Source organism: Pseudomonas sp. MS646 (assembly GCF_036693845.1).
In the GTDB taxonomy this organism is placed as follows: domain Bacteria; phylum Pseudomonadota; class Gammaproteobacteria; order Pseudomonadales; family Pseudomonadaceae; genus Aquipseudomonas; species Aquipseudomonas chlororaphis_E.
In genome coordinates, this window is record NZ_CP144763.1 from 3,661,721 (window position 1) to 3,681,593 (window position 19,873).

At 62.0% G+C, this 19,873-nt stretch carries 25 protein-coding genes; 16 read left to right on the forward strand and 9 right to left on the reverse strand.

Translation table 11 applies throughout. The features are described from left to right. Positions 1-78 precede the first annotated feature (78 nt). Positions 79-444 (forward strand): histone-like nucleoid-structuring protein, MvaT/MvaU family, encoded by a 366-nt coding sequence (locus V3H56_RS15960; protein WP_042731978.1) that lies wholly within the window; start codon positions 79-81, stop codon positions 442-444. Positions 445-535: 91 nt separating this feature from the next. Here the strand turns inward: V3H56_RS15960 and V3H56_RS15965 are convergent, their stop codons facing one another. Beyond that, on the reverse strand, positions 536-1,069 hold the full coding sequence (locus V3H56_RS15965) for a DUF4946 domain-containing protein (RefSeq protein WP_123578936.1): 534 nt from the start codon (positions 1,067-1,069) through the stop codon (positions 536-538). Between the two features lie 193 nt (positions 1,070-1,262). On the opposite strand from V3H56_RS15965, the gene gloA reads away from it, so the two are divergent. Continuing rightward, on the forward strand, positions 1,263-1,784 hold the full coding sequence (gene gloA / locus V3H56_RS15970) for a lactoylglutathione lyase (RefSeq protein WP_123578935.1): 522 nt from the start codon (positions 1,263-1,265) through the stop codon (positions 1,782-1,784). A gap of 90 nt (positions 1,785-1,874) precedes the next feature. Here the strand turns inward: gloA and ahpF are convergent, their stop codons facing one another. The 4 genes from ahpF to galU form a co-directional block, all read right to left on the reverse strand. Beyond that, on the reverse strand, positions 1,875-3,437 hold the full coding sequence (gene ahpF / locus V3H56_RS15975; protein ID WP_338473600.1) for an alkyl hydroperoxide reductase subunit F: 1,563 nt from the start codon (positions 3,435-3,437) through the stop codon (positions 1,875-1,877). A 125-nt stretch (positions 3,438-3,562) separates the two neighbouring features. Then, complete coding sequence (gene ahpC / locus V3H56_RS15980; RefSeq protein ID WP_011061677.1) at positions 3,563-4,126, reverse strand: alkyl hydroperoxide reductase subunit C; 564 nt, start codon at positions 4,124-4,126, stop codon at positions 3,563-3,565. Between the two features lie 197 nt (positions 4,127-4,323). Continuing rightward, positions 4,324-5,679 (reverse strand): glutathione-disulfide reductase, encoded by a 1,356-nt coding sequence (gene gorA / locus V3H56_RS15985; protein WP_123578934.1) that lies wholly within the window; start codon positions 5,677-5,679, stop codon positions 4,324-4,326. Positions 5,680-5,964: 285 nt separating this feature from the next. After that, positions 5,965-6,804, reverse strand: a complete 840-nt coding sequence (gene galU, locus V3H56_RS15990; RefSeq protein WP_003182953.1) for a UTP--glucose-1-phosphate uridylyltransferase GalU — start codon at positions 6,802-6,804, stop codon at positions 5,965-5,967. 233 nt (positions 6,805-7,037) lie between these two features. Between galU and V3H56_RS15995 the strand changes: the two genes are divergently transcribed. After that, a complete protein-coding gene (locus tag V3H56_RS15995) occupies positions 7,038-7,250 on the forward strand; it encodes a hypothetical protein (protein ID WP_338473601.1) in 213 nt (70 codons plus the stop codon). 116 nt (positions 7,251-7,366) lie between these two features. Beyond that, positions 7,367-7,648 carry a hypothetical protein gene (locus V3H56_RS16000; RefSeq protein WP_042732071.1) on the forward strand — a complete coding sequence of 94 codons (282 nt, stop codon included), beginning with the start codon at positions 7,367-7,369 and terminating at the stop codon, positions 7,646-7,648. 1 nt (position 7,649) lies between these two features. Here V3H56_RS16000 and V3H56_RS16005 read toward each other — a convergent pair whose 3' ends face one another. Continuing rightward, positions 7,650-8,000, reverse strand: coding sequence for a hypothetical protein (locus tag V3H56_RS16005; RefSeq protein WP_047738900.1), 351 nt, complete (start codon positions 7,998-8,000; stop codon positions 7,650-7,652). 198 nt (positions 8,001-8,198) lie between these two features. Between V3H56_RS16005 and V3H56_RS16010 the strand changes: the two genes are divergently transcribed. The 5 genes from V3H56_RS16010 to ada all read left to right on the forward strand — a co-directional run bounded on the left by V3H56_RS16010 (position 8,199) and on the right by ada (position 11,392). Continuing rightward, the gene (locus V3H56_RS16010; RefSeq protein WP_030142225.1) at positions 8,199-8,501 is read left to right on the forward strand and encodes a DUF1883 domain-containing protein; all 303 of its coding nucleotides are present in this window, start codon (positions 8,199-8,201) and stop codon (positions 8,499-8,501) included. Positions 8,502-8,532: 31 nt separating this feature from the next. Next, complete coding sequence (locus tag V3H56_RS16015) at positions 8,533-8,718, forward strand: hypothetical protein (protein WP_042732066.1); 186 nt, start codon at positions 8,533-8,535, stop codon at positions 8,716-8,718. 122 nt (positions 8,719-8,840) lie between these two features. Next, positions 8,841-9,563, forward strand: a complete 723-nt coding sequence (locus tag V3H56_RS16020; protein WP_338473602.1) for a 2OG-Fe(II) oxygenase — start codon at positions 8,841-8,843, stop codon at positions 9,561-9,563. Next, positions 9,550-10,230: a DNA oxidative demethylase AlkB gene (gene alkB / locus V3H56_RS16025; protein WP_338473603.1), complete on the forward strand. Its 681-nt coding sequence runs from the start codon at positions 9,550-9,552 to the stop codon at positions 10,228-10,230. The genes V3H56_RS16020 and alkB overlap by 14 nt, the downstream gene beginning before the upstream one ends. A gap of 88 nt (positions 10,231-10,318) precedes the next feature. Next, on the forward strand, positions 10,319-11,392 hold the full coding sequence (gene ada, locus V3H56_RS16030) for a bifunctional DNA-binding transcriptional regulator/O6-methylguanine-DNA methyltransferase Ada (protein ID WP_042732068.1): 1,074 nt from the start codon (positions 10,319-10,321) through the stop codon (positions 11,390-11,392). Here the strand turns inward: ada and V3H56_RS16035 are convergent. Continuing rightward, positions 11,356-11,844, reverse strand: a complete 489-nt coding sequence (locus V3H56_RS16035; protein WP_042732069.1) for a GyrI-like domain-containing protein — start codon at positions 11,842-11,844, stop codon at positions 11,356-11,358. The genes ada and V3H56_RS16035 overlap by 37 nt on opposite strands. Positions 11,845-11,991: 147 nt before the next feature. Between V3H56_RS16035 and V3H56_RS16040 the strand changes: the two genes are divergently transcribed. The 7 genes from V3H56_RS16040 to V3H56_RS16070 all read left to right on the forward strand — a co-directional run bounded on the left by V3H56_RS16040 (position 11,992) and on the right by V3H56_RS16070 (position 18,115). Beyond that, positions 11,992-13,071, forward strand: a complete 1,080-nt coding sequence (locus V3H56_RS16040) for a nitronate monooxygenase family protein (protein WP_338473604.1) — start codon at positions 11,992-11,994, stop codon at positions 13,069-13,071. A gap of 205 nt (positions 13,072-13,276) precedes the next feature. Further along, a complete protein-coding gene (gene modA / locus V3H56_RS16045) occupies positions 13,277-14,029 on the forward strand; it encodes a molybdate ABC transporter substrate-binding protein (protein WP_047738903.1) in 753 nt (250 codons plus the stop codon). Beyond that, positions 14,030-14,710 carry a molybdate ABC transporter permease subunit gene (modB, locus tag V3H56_RS16050; protein WP_042730357.1) on the forward strand — a complete coding sequence of 227 codons (681 nt, stop codon included), beginning with the start codon at positions 14,030-14,032 and terminating at the stop codon, positions 14,708-14,710. A 3-nt stretch (positions 14,711-14,713) separates the two neighbouring features. Next, the gene (gene modC, locus V3H56_RS16055; RefSeq protein WP_042730356.1) at positions 14,714-15,793 is read left to right on the forward strand and encodes a molybdenum ABC transporter ATP-binding protein; all 1,080 of its coding nucleotides are present in this window, start codon (positions 14,714-14,716) and stop codon (positions 15,791-15,793) included. Between the two features lie 196 nt (positions 15,794-15,989). Further along, the gene (locus tag V3H56_RS16060) at positions 15,990-17,045 is read left to right on the forward strand and encodes a DNA topoisomerase IB (protein WP_338473605.1); all 1,056 of its coding nucleotides are present in this window, start codon (positions 15,990-15,992) and stop codon (positions 17,043-17,045) included. A gap of 106 nt (positions 17,046-17,151) precedes the next feature. After that, positions 17,152-17,715 (forward strand): ATP-dependent Clp protease proteolytic subunit, encoded by a 564-nt coding sequence (locus tag V3H56_RS16065; protein WP_042730354.1) that lies wholly within the window; start codon positions 17,152-17,154, stop codon positions 17,713-17,715. A gap of 217 nt (positions 17,716-17,932) precedes the next feature. Next, positions 17,933-18,115: a general stress protein gene (locus V3H56_RS16070; RefSeq protein ID WP_042730353.1), complete on the forward strand. Its 183-nt coding sequence runs from the start codon at positions 17,933-17,935 to the stop codon at positions 18,113-18,115. Between the two features lie 183 nt (positions 18,116-18,298). Here the strand turns inward: V3H56_RS16070 and V3H56_RS16075 are convergent, their stop codons facing one another. Further along, complete coding sequence (locus V3H56_RS16075; RefSeq protein WP_042730352.1) at positions 18,299-19,057, reverse strand: OBAP family protein; 759 nt, start codon at positions 19,055-19,057, stop codon at positions 18,299-18,301. Between the two features lie 117 nt (positions 19,058-19,174). Then, complete coding sequence (locus V3H56_RS16080; RefSeq protein ID WP_053143704.1) at positions 19,175-19,708, reverse strand: DUF3087 family protein; 534 nt, start codon at positions 19,706-19,708, stop codon at positions 19,175-19,177. Positions 19,709-19,873: the final 165 nt, after the last annotated feature.

Below are 19,873 nucleotides of genomic sequence, written 5' to 3' on the forward strand. Positions count from 1 at the left end.
CCGAGTCGCTTCAAGCGCTTGGCTTGTGGCTTTGTTTGCGGTTGATATCAGCCAAACATTCTGATTGGAGTAACGATTTTGTCCAGACTCGCTGAATTTCGTGCAGCCGAAAAGGCCCTTCAAGAACAGCTCAAGCAGCTGGAATCACTGAAGAACGACGCCGGGCTCAAGAAAGAAATCGAATTCGAAGAAAAGCTCCAGGGACTGATGAAAACCTACGGCAAGAGCCTGCGCGACATCGTCGCGATCCTCGACCCGAACCCGTCCAAGGCCAGCCTGCAATCGAACAAACCCACCAAGACCCGCCGTGCGCGAGTGGTGAAGGTCTACCAGAACCCGCACACGGGCGAACTGATCGAGACCAAGGGCGGCAACCACCGCGGCCTGAAAGCCTGGAAAGAACAGTATGGCGCGGCCACTGTCGATTCCTGGTTGCGTGGCTGACAGCAAACGGCCTGCAAAAAAGCCCTGAATCATTCAGGGCTTTTTTATGGAGCACACTTTTGTTTAACACCGGCACATTGCGCTGAACGCCTTATAGTTTCAGGCTGTTTCGTACCGACTGCACTTCATCCTGGCTTTCAACAAATACCTGTGCCTGTCCCGCATAGGACAGCACATAAGCCTTACCCCCATTTAGTGCCGCAACGAGAGCCTGGGACAATACGTGTCGTCCGTTCTGGGTGATGGTGCAAGTGGTTTCCAATGCTGTTACTCCACCCAACATGGCGGCATGGATCTTATTGCAGACACTTTGGTAACCGCCCTGGAAAAAATCCTTCTGGATGGACTTGCGCATTTCCAGCAACACGCCTTGCAAGTTGACCTGATGATCAAGCTCGACGGGGGTCGTGGTCAGTTCCATAACCATCACTGCATTGCCGGCCGAATCGTTTTTAGTGGCTCGCTGGCGCAGGGTGCCCACTGCTGCCGGAGCATCGGTGGCGGCGGGCAGCGGTTCGACGACCCAGCCCTGGGGCCACGCCACCTGCGGCTCGTCCGCCTGGACGCCGGTGCCCGCAACGGTGGCAATGAGCAGGACAAACAGCGAAAGGAACGGTCGAATCATTGCGTTGGCACTCAAGGACGAAGCGTAAAGTCTGAAGCCCGCCGCCGGACCAGGCAATAGCCACGCGCGGTTTGGCGATGCCGCGCCCCTTGCGTATCATGGGCACGCCTGCAAGGAAGCCGTTTTACGCAAGCCCAGGAACCGTCGCGGCCTGCTGCGACGGCGTTTGCCCCACTTATTTTCCGGAGGGCCCATGAGCCTGCACGAACTCGATACTTTCCCTGGCGTCACCGCCCAACCGGACGCCGCCACGGCCCAATTCGTCTTCAACCACACCATGCTGCGAGTCAAGGACATCACCAAGTCCCTGGACTTCTACACCCGTGTGCTGGGTTTTTCCCTGGTGGAAAAACGCGACTTCCCGGAGGCCGAATTCAGCCTGTACTTCCTGGCCCTGGTGGACAAGAAACAGATCCCGGCAGATGCCGCGGCGCGCACCGAATGGATGAAGTCGATCCCTGGCATCCTCGAACTGACCCACAACCATGGCACCGAAAACGACCCGGCGTTCGCCTACCACAATGGCAACACCGACCCTCGCGGGTTCGGCCATATCTGCATCTCGGTGCCGGACGTCGTCGCGGCTTGCGAGCGTTTTGAAGCACTGGGCTGCGACTTCCAGAAGCGCCTGAGCGATGGTCGCATGAAAAGCCTCGCGTTCATCAAGGACCCGGATGGCTACTGGGTCGAAATCATCCAGCCGGCGCCGCTGTGAACCTCACCACCGCTCCCACTGGGTGATGCATGATCCAAAACAAAACCCCATGGGCCAGGCCCATGGGGTTTTGTTTTTTCCAGCGACAACCTACGCCGGCGCAGAGGTACGGATCAGGTGGTCGAAGGCACTCAGCGAGGCCTTGGCGCCCTCGCCCACCGCGATCACGATCTGCTTGTACGGCACGGTGGTCACATCACCGGCGGCGAACACGCCCGGGATCGAGGTTTCCCCTCGGGCATCGACGATGATCTCGCCACGCGGGGACAGCTCCACAGTGCCTTTGAGCCAGTCGGTGTTAGGCAACAGGCCGATCTGCACGAAGATCCCTTCCAGCGCCACGTCCCGCACGTCACCACTTGGACGATCTTTGTAGCGCAGGCCGTTGACCTTCTGGCCGTCGCCCGTCACTTCAGTGGTCTGGGCGTTGGTGATCACGGTCACGTTCGGCAGGCTGTGCAGTTTACGCTGCAACACCGCGTCGGCCCGCAATTGCACATCGAACTCCAGCAAGGTGACGTGGGCGACGATACCGGCCAGGTCGATGGCCGCTTCGACACCGGAGTTACCGCCGCCGATCACCGCCACACGCTTGCCCTTGAACAGCGGACCGTCGCAATGCGGGCAGTACGCCACGCCCTTGTTGCGGTACTGCTGCTCGCCCGGCACGTTCATTTCGCGCCAGCGGGCACCGGTCGCCAGGATCACCGTCTTGGCCTTGAGGCTCGCGCCACTGGCGAACCTGACTTCGTGCAGCGCGCCGTCCTGCCCCGGCACCAGCGCCTCGGCGCGTTGCAGGTTCATGATGTCCACGTCGTATTGCTTGACGTGCTCCTCCAGGGCGACCGCCAGTTTCGGCCCTTCGGTTTCCTGGACCGAGATGAAATTCTCGATCGCCATGGTGTCGAGCACCTGGCCGCCGAAGCGCTCGGCCGCCACACCCGTGCGGATGCCTTTGCGAGCCGCGTAGATCGCCGCCGAAGCGCCAGCCGGCCCACCGCCGACCACCAATACATCGAAAGCGTCCTTGGCGCTGATTTTCTCAGCCTGGCGTTCGATGCCGCTGGTGTCGATCTTGGCCAGGATTTCTTCCAGGCCCATGCGGCCCTGGCCGAAGTTCACGCCGTTGAGGTACACGCTCGGCACGGCCATGATCTGACGCTCATCAACCTCAGCCTGGAACAGCGCACCGTCGATGGCCACGTGGCGGATATTCGGGTTCAGCACCGCCATCAGGTTCAGCGCCTGGACCACGTCCGGGCAGTTCTGGCACGACAGCGAGAAATACGTCTCGAAGTTGAATTCGCCCTTGAGTGCGCGAATCTGTTCGATGACTTCAGCACTGGCCTTCGACGGGTGGCCGCCGACTTGCAGCAAGGCCAGTACCAGCGAAGTGAATTCATGGCCCATGGGGATACCGGCAAAGCGCAGGCTGATCTCGGCTCCCGGGCGATTCAACGAGAACGATGGCTTGCGCGCATCGGTGCCGTTGTCGAGCAAGGTAATCTTGTCGGAAAGACTGGCAACGTCTTTGAGTAAGGCGAGCATTTCCCGGGATTTCGCACCGTCGTCGAGGGATGCGACGATCTCGATCGGCTGGGTGACCCGTTCCAGGTATGACTTCAACTGAGCTTTAAGATTGGCGTCCAACATACGGGCGATTTCCATGTTTTGAATTCAGAAAAAACAACGCCCGAGCGAATCTCGCCCGGGCGTTTTTGGGGGCGAAGCGGCTTACTTAGATCAAGAGCTGGTTCGCCCTCGGATGATGCATGGACTTAGATCTTGCCGACCAGGTCCAGGGACGGAGCCAGGGTGGCCTCGCCTTCTTTCCACTTGGCTGGGCAGACTTCGCCTGGGTGAGCGGCAACGTACTGGGCAGCCTTGATCTTGCGCAGCAGCTCGGAAGCGTCACGGCCTACGCCGCCGTCGTTGATTTCAACGATCTTGATCTGGCCTTCAGGGTTGATCACGAAGGTACCGCGGTCAGCCAGGCCAGCTTCTTCGATCAGCACGTCGAAGTTGCGGGAGATGGCCAGGGTCGGGTCGCCGATCATGGTGTACTGGATCTTGCCGATGGCTGGCGAGGTGTTGTGCCAGGCTGCGTGGGCAAAGTGAGTGTCGGTGGACACGCTGTAGATCTCGACGCCCAGTTTCTGGAACTCGGCGTAGTTGTCGGCCAGGTCTTCCAGTTCGGTTGGGCAAACGAAGGTGAAGTCGGCTGGGTAGAAAAATACGACAGACCACTTGCCTTTCAGGTCAGCGTCCGAGACTTCAACGAATGCGCCGTTTTTGAAGGCGGTAGCTTTGAACGGTTTAACTTGGCTGTTGATGATAGGCATCGATGTTTCTCCGTCAGGGTTGAAAAGTTGATGGAGAGAATCTTACCCACTCATTCCCGGCCTGGCTCATTGGCAAAGCTCATGCGAATGATTGGTTTTGGCTATCAGGAAACGCTATAGATAGAAGAAATCTGTGGGCGACGGCGAAGGCTGCGATCCGACGTGCTTGCACGAAAGATCGCAGCCTTGTTGGCGCATCAGGCGGTGGGCGTACGCAGGGTAACGAACTCTTCGGCGGCCGTCGGATGCACGCCAATGGTTTCGTCAAAATCACGCTTGGTGGCGCCGGCCTTGAGCGCGATGGCCAGGCCCTGGACGATCTCGCCAGCATCCGGGCCGACCATGTGGCAGCCCAGCACCTTGTCGGTGTGGGCATCGACCACCAGTTTCATCAGGGTGCGTTCCTGACAGTCGGTCAGGGTCAGCTTCATCGGCCGGAAACGGCTTTCGAAAATCTGCACCGGGTGGCCTGCCTCTCGGGCCTGTTCCTCGGTCAGGCCCACCGTGCCGATGTTCGGCAGGCTGAACACGGCCGTGGGGATCATCCGGTAGTCCACCCGGCGATACTGCTCAGGCTTGAACAGCCGCCGCGCCACGGCCATGCCCTCGGCCAGGGCGACCGGCGTGAGCTGGACGCGACCGATCACATCGCCAATGGCCAGAATCGAAGGCTCGGCGGTTTCGTACTGTTCGTTCACCTGCACAAAGCCTTTGTCGTCCAGGGTCACGCCGGTGTTTTCCAGGCCGAGGTTGTCGAGCATCGGACGTCGACCGGTGGCGTAGAACACGCAATCGGTGAGCAAGGTACGACCGTCCTTGAGCGTGACCTTGAGGCTGCCGTCATCCAGCTTGTCGATGCGCTCGATATCGGCGTTGAACTGCAGGTCCAGGCCGCGGCGCGTCAGCTCTTCGGCCAGGTGCTTGCGCACCGCGCCGTCAAAGCCGCGCAGGAACAGCTCGCCGCGATAGAGCAGCGACGCTTGCGCGCCCATGCCATGGAAAATCCCGGCGAACTCCACCGCAATGTAGCCACCGCCGACCACGATGACCCGCTTGGGCAGTTCCTTGAGGAAGAAGGCCTCGTTGGAACTGATGGCATGCTCGCGCCCCGGAATGTCCGGGATCATCGGCCAGCCGCCCGTGGCAATCAGGATGTGCCTGGCGGTGTAGCGCTGGCCATTGATCTCGACTTCATTGGGCCCGGTCAGCCGTGCATGGCCTTCGTGCAGCACCACGCCGCTGTTGACCAGCAAATTGCGGTAGATGCCGTTCAGACGGCTGATTTCGCGGTTCTTGTTGGCGATCAACGTGGCCCAATCGAAGTTTGCCTCGCCGGCGGTCCAGCCATAGGCCGAAGCCTGTTCGAAGTCCTCGGCAAAGTGTGCGCCGTAGACCAGCAGCTTCTTCGGCACACAGCCGACGTTCACACAGGTCCCGCCCAGGTAACGGCTTTCCGCCACGGCCACCTTGGCGCCAAAACCGGCGGCGAACCGCGCGGCCCGCACCCCACCGGAACCGGCGCCAATCACGTACAAGTCAAAATCGTAGGCCATTTTCTATCTCCTTCGGCAGGCCATCAGCATACCTGCTGTTTCCAGAGAGGTCAGCGTTGCGTTGGGCATGGGAACGCAAAATGAAAAAGCCCATGTGAACGGCGATTTACCGTGGCGAGGGAGCTTGCTCCCGCTGGGCTGCGTAGCGGCCCTGTCTTTGTGGGCGCTGCGCACCCAAGCGGGAGCAAGCTCCCTCGCCACGGGTTTATCCCAAGGCGAATATCGGCGCAAAAAAAAAACGCCCCGAACCAGTCGGGGCGTTTTTTCAAGGCGTGGCGCAGGCGATCAGTAAGCCTTGCCCGTCTTGTAGAAGTTCTCGAAGCAGAAGTTGGTCGCGTCGATGTAGCCTTCGGCGCCGCCGCAGTCGAAACGCTTGCCCTTGAACTTGTAGGCCATGACGCAGCCGTTCTGGGCCTGCTTCATCAGGGCGTCGGTGATCTGGATTTCGCCGCCCTTGCCTGGCTCGGTCTGTTCGATCAGGTCGAAGATGTCCGGGGTCAGGATGTAGCGGCCGATGATCGCCAGGTTCGACGGGGCGTCTTCTGGCTTTGGTTTTTCAACCATGCTGTGTACGCGGTAGATGTCGTCGCGGATCATTTCGCCGGCGATGACGCCGTACTTGTTGGTTTCCTGCGGGTCGACTTCCTGGATTGCAACGATGGAGCAGCGGAACTGCTTGTACAGCTTGACCATCTGGGTCAGCACGCCGTCGCCTTCGAGGTTGACGCACAAGTCGTCCGCCAGGACCACGGCGAACGGTTCGTCACCGATCAGCGGGCGACCGGTCAGGATCGCGTGGCCCAGGCCTTTCATTTCGGTCTGGCGGGTGTAGGAGAACGAGCACTCGTCCAGCAGTTTGCGGATACCGACCAGGTACTTCTCCTTGTCGGTGCCCTTGATCTGGTTTTCCAGCTCGTAGCTGATGTCGAAATGGTCTTCCAGCGCGCGCTTGCCACGGCCAGTCACGATGGAGATTTCCGTCAGGCCCGCATCGAGGGCCTCTTCGACGCCGTACTGGATCAGTGGCTTGTTCACCACCGGCAGCATTTCTTTAGGCATGGCTTTAGTCGCTGGCAGGAAGCGAGTACCGTAACCGGCTGCTGGGAACAAGCATTTCTTGATCATATAAGTCCTTGAAAAGGCGGTGTGTACGAGTTTCGGCGCAGTCTAATCAGGCGGCGGGAACCTTACAATGCCCACGCTGGCCAACCGATGCCATCATAGAGAAATAAAAAACGGCGGATAGTTCAATCGTCTTTCATTTCGATGGCTGCGGGGCTCCACTCTACGCTCATGAGCCCTGTTTGCGAGCATTTGACGTATCATGGCGACCTTGATCCCGCCAATGAGGCAGCTAGATGTCGGCAACAAGAAACGCAAACGGTTATTCGGTCAGCCAGGGCAAGGACGGCCAATGGTGGATTATCAACTACCACGGTGAACAGGTCGCCGGCCCCTTGCCGACCAAGACGATGGGCGTGGAAGTGGCCGCAGTGTTCCAGGACGAGCGCCCTGCTCCTGCGGCCAAAGAGCGTGAGAGCGCCCCGGCCCGCCCTCGCCGCAAGAAATAAGCAGCCCAGCCTCAAGTAGATGCCTACCGGGCATCGAACGAGGCTGGTTTAGCTGTACCGAAATGGCCATTCGCTATAACCTCGCGACTGCCCTTTCCCTCTCGATGACGATCCCGATGAAAACACTTCTGGCGCTGTTTACAGTCCTGGCCCTGGCGGGCTGTGCCTCGGCGGAAAAAACCTACCTCGCCAACGGCGAGCAAGGCCTTAGCATCGACTGCTCGGGCGAAGCCAATTCCTGGGCCACATGCTATGAAAAAGCCGATGCTTCGTGCGCGGGCACCGGTTACCGCATCGTCGGCACCGATGGCACACCACAGGCAAAGGAAAGCGAAAAGACCCTGGGGGTCGACGTCGGTAACTACACCAGCCGCAGTGTCGTGGTGGTGTGTAAGTAACTCAGCCGGAAATACAGGCGTTGGCCGCGTCCTGCACATCGCCAGGACGCACCGGCACGTTGGACATGCTTTCGTGCAACTTGATGCTGCTGCCGCTGGAACGCTCGTCGATGTCGAACACCGCGGCCGGCAGGGACGACAGCTTGCCAGGAACGATCAGGCGCATGCCGTTCTTGTGCGGTTCCATCTGCAACGGGCCACGGCTGTTGGCCAGGTGGTCGGCAACGCACTTGGCGTATTCGTGGGGTTTCTTGCCGGAGATGACGCTCATGGTGGGCGGCGTCTGGTTGATGTCCGATACGGACGCACATCCACCCAAGGCCAATGCCAACACCCACACGCTGCGCTTCATATGTTTCCTCCGATAAAGATCGTCGGACAGTGCAAACGCTGTTTTTCTCCAGCGCCCACCGTCTTTTTTTGCGCTTCCTGCAATAAATGACCAAAGCCTGGGACGCGGGCCGGATATTACCCCTTGAGGCTGATAAACTGCACACCATTGTCCTTGCTATCGTTTGATTTTGTAGAAAAAGCCCTTCTGGAGGCGCCCATGAAATTCATCCACCAGCGCGAGCACCTGAACGAAGACGACATCGTCGTCATCGAATGCTCCCAAATGTGCAACATCCGGCTGATGAACGACGCCAACTTCCGCAGCTTCAAGAACGGCGGCCGGCACACCTACCACGGCGGTGCGTTCGATACCTTCCCGGCTCGGATTACCGCCCCGAGCACCGGTTTCTGGAACATTACCATCGACACCGTCAGCCGCCGGGCCATCAGCGTCACGCGCAAGCCGACCCTGACCCACAAGATCAAGATCATCCGGCGCTCCAGCTCCAAGCTGAGCTGAGCTGAGCTGAGCTGAAGCATCCTCCACCTTCATGACAGGCAAAACCGTGGCCCAGACGACCAAATACGTCATCAAGTACAAGCTCAACGACGAACGTCGTTTCGAATTCGCGCAACTGGAAACCGGCACCCAAGAAGAAGCCCTGGCCGCTCTGCAGGCGCTGCACGGCAAGACCGACGATGTGATCACCGACGTCAAGGTCAGCAAGGCGCTGTAGGCACCTGTGCAGTTAGTGGTCCAGGAGAGAGGTGTGGCGAGGATTGTCAACGCAAGATCCGGGGTGGCGGGCGATGGAACGCTCGGCAAACTGGCCCATCCTACGCGTTCAGGTTGGTCATCATGCACCCTCTCCCCCCTTCGCTCGCCCACTCCCTCGCCGCAATCGACTGGCCAACCCTGACAGACAGCCTCGATCAGGACGGCAGCGCTGTCGTGCGCAATCTGTTATCCGTAACGCAATGCCGACAACTCAGCGACTTGTACGCGCAGCCCGCGCTGTTCCGCTCCCGGGTGATCATGGCCCGTCACGGGTTCGGCCGCGGCGAATACCAGTATTTCCGTTACCCGCTGCCCGACATCGTCCAGCCACTGCGCGAATCGTTGTACCCGCTGCTGGTGCCGCTGGCGAACCGCTGGAATGAACACATGGGCCTGACGGTGCGCTACCCCACCACCCACGGCGACTTCATCCAGCGCTGCCATGCCGCCGGGCAGCAGCGCCCTACACCGCTGTTATTGCAATACGACCCCCAGGACTACAACTGCCTGCACCAGGATCTGTACGGCGAGCACGTGTTCCCGTTGCAAGTGGCGATCCTGCTGTCGGAGCCGGGCCGCGACTTCACCGGCGGTGAGTTCGTCCTGACCGAACAGCGCCCGCGCCAACAGTCACGGCCCCAGGTCGTCGATCTGAAACAGGGCGATGCACTGGTGTTTGCCGTGCACCAGCGACCGGTCCAGGGCGTTCGCGGGTATTATCGGGTGAACATGCGCCATGGCGTCAGCCGCGTGCACAGCGGCCGCCGCCACACCTTGGGAATCATCTTTCATGATGCGCAGTAACGACACGCCGGTCACCCTGGACCTGTTCGCGGACCAGGCCCCCACCACGTCCGGGCGGACCGAGCCGATCGGCCAGCAATCGTTCGTGTTGCGCGGGTTCGCCCTGCCATGGCTGGAGCGTCTGCTGCCCGCACTGGAAAAGGTATTGCAGGCTGCGCCCTTCCGGCAGATGGTCACTCCCGGTGGCTTTACCATGTCGGTGGCCTTGACCAGTTGCGGTGCCTTGGGTTGGACCACCGACCGCAGGGGCTATCGCTACACCGCCCACGACCCGCAGAGCGGCCAGCCCTGGCCCGAGATGCCGGGGGTGTTCCGCGAGCTGGCCCAAGCGGCCGCCCGCCACGCCCAGTTCGAAGGCTTCGAGCCGGACGCCTGCCTGATCAACCGCTACGTACCCGGCGCGCGGATGTCCTTGCACCAGGACAAGGACGAACGAGCCCTCGATGCACCCATCGTCTCGGTCTCCCTGGGCTTGCCGGCGGTGTTTCAGTTCGGCGGGTTCGAGCGTGGCGACAAGTGCCAGCGCATCGCCCTGCTCCATGGCGACATCGTGGTCTGGGGCGGCGTCGACCGGTTGCGCTATCACGGCGTGCTGGCGCTCAAGGAAGGCCTGCATCCGGCCCTGGGCGCCCAGCGGATCAACCTGACCTTCCGCACCGCCGGTTGAGGGTGCAGAATTCGACCGCAAGACCCGGAGTGCCGTCGCCTCGCAGGCTCGCTACTGTAGGCAAAACGGGCCAATGGACAGAACGACCATGAACAGCACTTCGAAACACCTCGCCGCCGAACAGGATCCACGCTGGGCCGCCGTGCTCGCCCGCGACCCTCGTGCCGATGGGCAATTCGTCTATGGCGTGAAGACCACCGGGATCTATTGCCACCCCAGCAGCCTGTCGCGCCGGCCCAACCCGCGCAACGTCGAGTTCTTCGACACCGCGCAACAGGCCGAGGCCGCGGGCTACCGTCCGAGCAAGCGCACCGCTCGGGACCAGACCCAGGTCGCCGCCCAGCACGCCGCGCGCATCGCCGGCGCGTGCCGGCAGATCGAGACGGCCGAGACGCTGCCGAGCCTGAGCGAACTGGCGCAGCACGCGGGCCTGAGCCCATTTCATTTTCATCGAGTCTTCAAGGCGGTCACCGGCCTGACGCCCAAGGCGTATGCCGCCGCTCACCGCTCACGCAAGCTGCGTGAACGCCTGGCCGACGGCAGCAGCGTCACCGACGCGCTGTACGACGCCGGGTTCAATTCCAACAGCCGCTTCTATGAGGCGGCCGACAAACTCCTCGGCATGAAACCCACCGACTACCGCGCCGCCGGCCAGAACACCGACATTCGCTTTGCCGTCGGCCAATGCTCCCTTGGCGCGATCCTGGTGGCACAGAGCGAGCGTGGCGTGTGCGCGATCCTCCTGGGCGATGACCCGGATGCCCTGGTGCGGGACCTGCAAGACAAATTCCGCCGCGCCAACCTCATCGGCGCCGACCGGGCGTTCGAGCAGTTGATCGCCCAGGTCGTGGGCTTCGTCGAAGCGCCGGCGCTGGGCCTGGACCTGCCCCTGGACCTGCGCGGCACGGCGTTCCAGGAGCGGGTCTGGCAAGCCCTGCGGGACATTCCACCCGGCAGCACCGCCAGCTACGCCGAGATCGCCCAGCGCATCGGCCTGCCCAAGGCCGTGCGGGCGGTGGCCCAGGCCTGCGGTGCCAACAGCCTGGCGGTGGCGATCCCTTGCCACCGGGTGGTGCGCAGCGACGGCAACCTGTCGGGCTATCGCTGGGGCGTGGAGCGCAAGCGTCAGTTGCTGGCGCGCGAACGCTCGTCGGGGGATTGAACGCCGATGTAGATCGCCACCGATTCAGGACCGCTGTAGACCTCGAAATCGGTGGTGAAACGGCGTACCGCTTGCGGGTTGTCGGCGAAATACGCCCAGATCAGGCCCCAGGTCTGGATCACGCAATCGGGCATCGGCCCCTTGGCCGAGAACACCAGGTAATCCCCGCCCTCGATGTCCACGGCGGGGTAGCCGGCGCTCGTCGCATCGACCTGCACGCCCGCCGTCACATCGAAGTGGCCAGTGGCGTCGGACTCATAGTTGGAATACACGCCGTAGACGAACGACTCCGACTGCCTGGCCGGGATCGCGTCGAACAAGCCTTCGGTGAAGAACCGCTGCCACATCGGGCCGATCCTGGCGGTGTCGGGCTGCTGCTCGTCGGCGTTGCGGGTGCGCACCTGCAGGCCGGCGACGCTGAAGGGTTCGACAGTCTTGAGTTTTACGTCCATGCCTCGGGCTCCTTGAAAGTGAACCTGCATGGTAACCCGCTCGCCATCGGGATCAAGCGCCAGGGCCGGATTGAAAAACTCGACTGGCCCTGGCCCGCTCACACCTGTTAAAACCGCTGTTTCCTTCTGCCGTCGGAGACCCGCACCATGAGCCAGTGGCCAGACACTCGCATCCTTGACCTGCTCGGTATCGAGCTGCCGATCATCCAGGGGCCACTGGCCGGGGTTACCGGGCCGGCCATGGTGGTCGCCACTTGCAATGCCGGCGGCCTGGGCTCGATGCCGGCGGCGATGCTCGACGTCGAGCAACTGCGCCAGGCGCTGACGACCATCGGCGAACAGACCGACAAGCCGTTCAACGTGAATTTCTTCTGCCACCAGCCGCCGGCGTTCGATGCACAACGCGCCGAGGCCTGGAAGCAGCGGCTCAAGCCCTACTACCAGGAACTGGGCGCCGATTTCGACGCGCCGACGCCGGTGTCCAACCGCACGCCATTCGACGACGCGGCCTGCCGCGTGCTGGAGCAGATGCGGCCCAAGGTGGTCAGCTTCCACTTCGGCCTGCCGGAAAAATCCCTGTTGGCGCGGGTCAAAGCCACCGGCGCGAAAATCCTCTCTTCGGCCACCACCGTCGAAGAGGCGGTCTGGCTGGAACAGCAAGGTTGCGACGCGATCATCGCCATGGGCTACGAGGCCGGCGGCCATCGCGGCATGTTCCTCAGCGATGACCTCAACACCCAGGTTGGCCTGTTCGCCTTGCTGCCGCAGGTGGTGGACGCGGTCAAGGTGCCGGTGATCGCCACCGGTGGCATTGGCGATGCGCGTGGGATCGTCGCGGCGTTTGCCCTGGGCGCCTCGGCGGTGCAACTGGGCAGCGCCTACCTGTTCACGCCGGAGGCCAAGGTCAGCCCATCCCATCACCGCGCATTGCGTACGGCCAAGGAAAGCCAGACCGCCGTGACCAACCTGTTCACCGGCCGCCCGGCCCGGGGCATCGTCAATCGGGTGATGCGCGAAGTGGGCCCGATGAGCCTGCTGGCCCCGGCCTTCCCCCTCGCTGGTGGCGCACTGATGCCGCTGCGCGCCAAGGATGAGGCCGATTTCAGCAACCTCTGGGCCGGCCAGGCGTTTCCCTTGGGCCGCGAATTGCCAGCGGGCGAACTGACCCGGCGGCTGGCCGACGAGACGCTGGCGCGGCTCCACGGCCCGGGTCGCGTCTTGGGTTGAGCGTCGCCGGGTAGAGCTGCTTCGCGAGCGAGCTCGCTCCCACAAGGGACCGGTTGAATCCAACACCCTCCCTGTGGGAGCGAGCTTGCTCGCGAAAGCTGCGCCGCCGCTTACGAACCTGTCGCAAAAAGTCGCATTCCGTTTGTCGGGCATTCGCTATATATTTCCGTATACAGCGAACTCACCCCACCCCTTGGAGTCTTCAATGCGTCCCACCCCTTTACTGCCGTTGTTGCTGAGCACCTTCCTGGCCGTCGGCACCGTCCAGGCCGATGAAGTACAAGTGGCGGTCGCCGCCAACTTCACCGCGCCGATCCAGGCCATGGCCGCCGACTTCGAAAAAGACACCGGCCACAAACTGGTGGCGGCCTATGGCGCAACCGGCCAGTTCTACACGCAGATCAAGAACGGCGCGCCGTTCGAAGTCTTTCTTGCCGCCGACGACACCACCCCGGCCAAGCTCGAAAGCGAAGGCGATACCGTCAAGGGCTCGCGCTTCACCTACGCCATCGGCACCCTGGCGCTGTGGTCGGCCAAGGACGGCTACGTCGACGCCAAGGGCCAGGTGCTCAAGGACAACGCGTTCCAACACCTGTCGATCGCCAACCCGAAAGCTGCGCCCTACGGGCTGGCTGCCACCCAGGTGCTGGACAAGCTGGGGCTGACCGCCCAGGTCAAGGGCAAGATCGTCGAAGGCCAGAACATCACCCAGGCCTATCAGTTCGTCTCCACCGGCAACGCCGAACTCGGCTTCGTGGCCTTGTCGCAGATCTACAAGGATGGCAAGGTGACCGGCGGTTCGGCGTGGATCGTCCCAGCCGAGTTGCACGACCCGATCAAACAGGACGCCGTAATCCTCAGCAAGGGCCGGGATAACCCCGCCGCCGCCGCGCTGGTGGATTACCTCAAGGGTCCGAAAGCCGCTGCCATCATCCAAGCCTACGGTTACCAACGCTAAATGCCACTGACCACCGCCGACTTCGCCGCCATCTGGTTGACCCTGAAACTGGCGTCGTTGACCACGGTGATCCTGTTGCTCGTCGGTACACCCATTGCCCTGTGGTTGTCACGGACACAGTCCTGGCTGCGCGGGCCGGTGGGTGCGGTGGTGGCACTGCCGTTGGTGCTGCCGCCCACGGTAATCGGCTTCTACCTGCTGCTGGCGCTGGGGCCCAACGGTTGGATCGGCCAGTTCACCCAGGCCCTCGGGCTGGGCACCCTCACCTTCAGTTTCACCGGGCTGGTCATCGGCTCGGTGATCTATTCCATGCCGTTCGTGGTGCAGCCGTTGCAAAACGCCTTTGCCGCCATCGGCAGCCGCCCCCTGGAAGTCGCCGCCACGCTGCGGGCCGGGCCCTGGGACACGTTTTTCAGCGTCATCCTGCCGCTGGCCCGGCCCGGGTTCGTGACCGCCGCGATCCTCGGCTTCGCCCACACCGTCGGCGAGTTCGGCGTGGTGCTGATGATCGGCGGCAACATTCCCGAGAAGACCCGAGTGGTCTCGGTGCAGATCTACGACCATGTCGAGGCCCTGGAATATGCCCAGGCCCACTGGCTGGCCGCGGCCATGCTGGTGTTTTCATTCGTGGTGCTGCTGGCGCTGTACTCCAGCCGCCGCAGCCGTGCCGGTTGGAGCTGATCGATGATCCACGCGCGTTTTCAGCTCGATCGCGGGGACTTTTCCCTCGACCTGGATGTGCAACTGCCAGGCCGTGGCGTGACTGCGCTGTATGGCCAATCCGGCTCCGGCAAGACCACCTGCCTGCGCTGCATCGCCGGTTTGGAGCGACCGGCACAGGGGTTCATCGAGGTCAACGGCGAGGTCTGGCAAGACGCCGCACGCCGGGTGTTCGTGCCGCCTCATCGACGAGCCCTGGGCTACGTGTTCCAGGAAGCCAGCCTGTTCCCCCACCTGTCGGTGCGGCACAACCTGGCGTTCGGCCTCAAGCGCATCGCCCCCGGCCAGCGCCGCGTGGTGATGGAACAGGCAACCGAGCTGCTGGGCATCGGTCACTTGCTCGATCGCCAGCCACACAACCTGTCCGGCGGTGAACGCCAGCGGGTCGGCATTGCCCGCGCCCTGCTGACCAGCCCGCAACTGTTGCTGATGGATGAGCCGCTGGCGTCCCTCGACACCCGCCGCAAGAACGAGATCCTGCCGTACCTGCAACGGCTGCACGATGAGCTGGACATTCCGGTGCTCTACGTCAGCCACTCCCAGGACGAAGTGGCGCGCCTGGCCGACCATATCGTCCTGCTCGAGGCCGGTCGCGCCCTGGCCAGCGGACCGATCGGCGAAACCCTGGCCCGCCTCGACCTGCCGCTGGCCCTGGGCGATGACGCCGGCGTGATGATCCAGGGCAAGGTCAGCGGCTATGACCCGGCTTATCAACTGCTGACGCTGAACCTGCCCGACAGCCAGTTGAACATCCGCGTGACCCACACGCCGCTGGGGCTGGGGCAACCGTTGCGGTTCAAGGTTCAGGCGCGGGACGTCAGCCTCAGTTTGGCGAACGATGCCCAGACCAGCATCCTCAATCGTCTGCCGGTCACGGTGGTCAGTGAGTTGGCCGCTGATAATGCCGCTCATGTGCTGATTCGCGTGGAGGCGGGTGGGACGCCGCTGCTGGCGCGTATCACGCGTTATTCCCGTGATCAGTTGAAGTTGCATCCGGGGCAGGCGCTCTGGGCGCAGATCAAGGCCGTGGCGGTGCTGGCTTAGGTCGCCGATCTACCATGGGAGCCCGCCTGCTGGCGAAGACGGCGGCACATTCAACCTCGATTCCAGCCGCCCCTCCGCTTTCGCGAGCAAGCTCGCTCCCACCAGGGTGACCGGCAGCTTCAGAAACTTGGCACGACCGCTCGGGCCCGCGGTCCATCCTCCATAGGCCACCGGATTTGCTGCCAAGGATTTTTTCATGCCCGACACCCTGTCCCCGGATGCCCTGCCGCCCGACCTGCATTACGTCGACGACACGGCGCCCGGCATCACCCGCAAGATGTTGCGGGGCAAATTCTGTTATTTCGACCCCGCGGGCCAACGCATTACCGACGCGGCCGAGATCCAGCGCATCAATGCCCTCGTGGTGCCGCCGGCCTACACCGATGTGTGGATCTGCACCGACCCGCGCGGACACCTCCAGGCCACCGGCCTCGATGCCCGTGGCCGCAAGCAGTACCGCTACCATCCGCGCTGGCGTGAAGTGCGCGACGCAGACAAATATTCGCGGATGCTGGAGTTCGGGCGTGCCCTGCCCCGCCTGCGCAAGCGCCTGGAGGAAATCCTGGCCCAGCCCGGCTTCAGCCGCGACAAAGTCCTGGCGACGGTGATCACCTTGCTGGACGTGACCTTGATCCGGGTCGGTAATCCCCAGTACGCCCGCGAAAACCGCTCCTACGGCCTGACCACCCTGCGCAACAAGCATGTCGAGGTCAACGGCAGCGCCATCGCTTTCCAGTTCCGAGGCAAGAGCGGCGTCGAGCATCAGATCACCGTGAAAGACCGGCGCCTGGCGCGGATCATCAAGCGCTGCCAGGAAATCCCCGGGCAAAACCTTTTCCAGTACCTCGATGAAGACGGCGAGCGCCACACCGTCAGCTCATCGGACATCAATGCTTACCTCAAATCGCTCACTGGTGCCGATTTCACCGCCAAGGACTACCGCACCTGGGCCGGCAGCGCGGCGGCCCTGGCCGGGCTGCGGGCCTTGCATTGGGAAACCGAGACCGAAGCGAAAAAACACGTTGCCGAAATGGTCAAGCAGGTCGCCCGGCAACTGGGCAACACGCCCAGCGTCTGTCGCAAATGCTACATTCACCCTGCGGTGCTGGAAGGTTTCCTGCTCGGCACACTGAAGGAACTGCCCAAGCCTCGGGTGCGTAAGGGCCTGAGCATAGAAGAAGCCGGGCTGACGATGTTTCTGAAGCGGGTGGCGCAAGCCACGCAAGCCTGCGAGGCGAAGTTCGGGTACTGACGGTCACGAACGACGGCTCGTCCATCAGGAACATCCGGCCGAGGCTGAACTCCCAACACTGTGCGCTCGCGCAACACCACACGCGTGAAATCGACAGGAGTCTCCGATGTCCGAACACATTGTCCATTTTCATTGCCAGATCGATCAGGGGACCACCGAGCGCTTCCGCGACAATTGCCTGGAAGCCATCGAGAAAGGCGCGGACTCGCTGATGCTCAATCTGTCCACGGTGGGCGGCAGCACCAACTTCGGGTTTACCTTGTACACCTTCATCAAGTCCTTGCCGGTGCCGGTGCGTGCGGTGAACGCCGGCAATATCGAGTCGATGGGCATCGTCATGTACCTGGCCGCCAGCGACCGCACCACCACGCCCCATTCACGCTTTCTGATCCATCCCATGAACTGGTATTTCGGGCAGAAATCGGTGGATCACTCGCGCTTGCGCGAATACCTGTCCAGCCTGGACAACGACGTGGCGCGGTACGTGGAAATCTACGTCAAGGAAACCGCCGGGGCCGCCACCCAGTTGGATATCTTCAAGTGCCTGTGCAACGAGGAGCGGGTCATCCCGGCAGAGAACTCCCTGGCTTTCGGCATCGCCCATCGGGTCGAGCAGGTGGTGTTCCCGGCGGACGCCAGGCATTGGAAAGTCAGCGGCGGCGAAGATTAAGCGCGCGGCATCATTCAACATGATAGTGCCGTCGTTACTGATAAAAACCCTCAATCTCCAACAACAACGAAACGAAGCGGAAAAATAACACCTTAATTAAAAAAGTACGACCACTCGTCGCCAGCACAACGCTTTTTTTAAACTTACTCCGCCGCTGGCCTTTCACATTTAATGCGAGGCACGTTGCTCGCTTTAAACCACACTGAGGATTCTCGAAATGGCTAACAGCGGAAACAAAAACCCAGGCAACTTCGCAAATGATCGTGATAAAGCATCTGAAGCCGGTAAGAAAGGCGGACAGGCGTCGGGCGGCAACAACACCAACGACCGTCAGAAAGGCTCTGGCGCCGGCAGCAAAGGCAACGAACGCGGCCAAGGCGGCGGTGGCAGGAAGTCGTAACCCCTGAAGATCCGCTGGGGCGCAGCCTGGCTGCGCCCTGGTGCCGGGCAATCAAACACATGAGCGCTGCGCGGTTTTATCGTCAACTTCAAACAGAACAATACCGCCACCGCGTTTAAACAATGCCGAATAACTATTCTTATGACAAACCGTCCCTTATGACAAACCGTCATAGCGCCCCCGTTATTCATGCGCTGGTACGCCCGCCGGCCCCTTGATTTGAAATACCTGTCCTCTTTGCCAGGCATCCGCGCCCTTATCTATCGCCGGAGTCTTTATACCGGCGCGTGCCGCTTTCCTGGCATCGCTGTCCACGTTCATCCGACTGTCCCGTTCACGCACAAGTTGCGGGTCGATCTGGCCATCGGCGGTAAACCCCATCATCAATTGCGGCACGCCATAAGGCAGGGCCTGGCCCGATTCGGTGTGCCAGGTATGCCAGGTCTTTCCGTAGGTGCCGATCAGGTTTTCCATCAGGCGGGTTTCGGCCACCTGGGGAATCCCGGGCGCGATCAACTGCCCGGACTTCACCTCATGCACGTGGCTATGCCAGAGCTGCTTTTCAGCGGCCGGCAACCCTTCGAACAAACGCTTGCTGATGATGTATTCCACCCCCATCAACTTGGCACCGGACGTATTGCCATCGAAGATCGCACACTGGAACACTTCCTCGTTCAGCGCCGAGCAGTAGTGATGCGCCTCCATTTGCCCGGACATCCGGCCGTTGTAGAAGTGGAAGCCGTCGAGGTAGGTGTCGAGCGCCCGCAGCGCAGGTTTGTCCTGCATCAGCCCCGCCCCCACTTCCAGCGCCGCGGTGGTCGGCGTTTTCGCCACTCCCGGCGCGCTCACTGGCGAGTCGGTGTTACCGCCCGCGCAGCCGGTCAAGCCGACCACTGCTGCGCACAGCACTGCCCACGTTGAATAAACGCTTTTACCTGGCATGTCGTTTCTCCTGTCCATGACAGGACATGAGAATGACGCTCGGTCACGCCGGTTTGATTTTCCTGGCGACCAACCGACGGGCGGGCCCCCTCGACCCAGTGCCTGCCTCCGGTCCGATCAACGCCCGCCCGGCACGCGTTTAACCGCGTCGATCCAGGCCGGATCCAGGCGGGGTTGTTCACCCTCCAGGCCCAGCGCCTGCATCTTCGCCAGGTGGTCATCGGCTTCGCGGGCCAAAGAGCCCTGGTCGCTGGAGTTGGCGTCCAACTGATACATCTGGGCCAGACCCAGGTGGTAGAACCGCAGCAGTTTCATCGCCGCCGGGTCCTCGGCCTGCACGCCGGCCTTCACCTGGTGCATGACATTGGTAACACTCATCAGGCTGCGCTTGAGCTGCCAGCCGTACACCGCCGCAGCCATCCACGGCTGCGACCAGAAGTACCCGCGCAGCAATGCGACCATCGCCAGCACCGCGACAATCACGCCCCCCAGATTGAAGCGCAGGTTGTCGCCTCCGGGCGTACCGAAGAACATCACGGCCAGGCTGGAGAGCAACATCGCCAGCGCCAGGAACGTCACGGCCAGGATGAAGGTGCTGCGTCGGGTCTGCTGCCGGTAGATCCCGGCGTCCCACGGTTTGATCTCGAACATCGCGGGGCAATTTCCTTGTATGGCATGAAAAGAGTCGCGCATTATCGCCTGCCCGGTCGATTTAGCTATGCTGGGGCGCATTGTGTGCGGCAACCGATCCGAAGGATCCGGATCAAAGCCCATGGCGATACCGCAAGGATCGTGCGATCTTTGCCCGTGGACGTA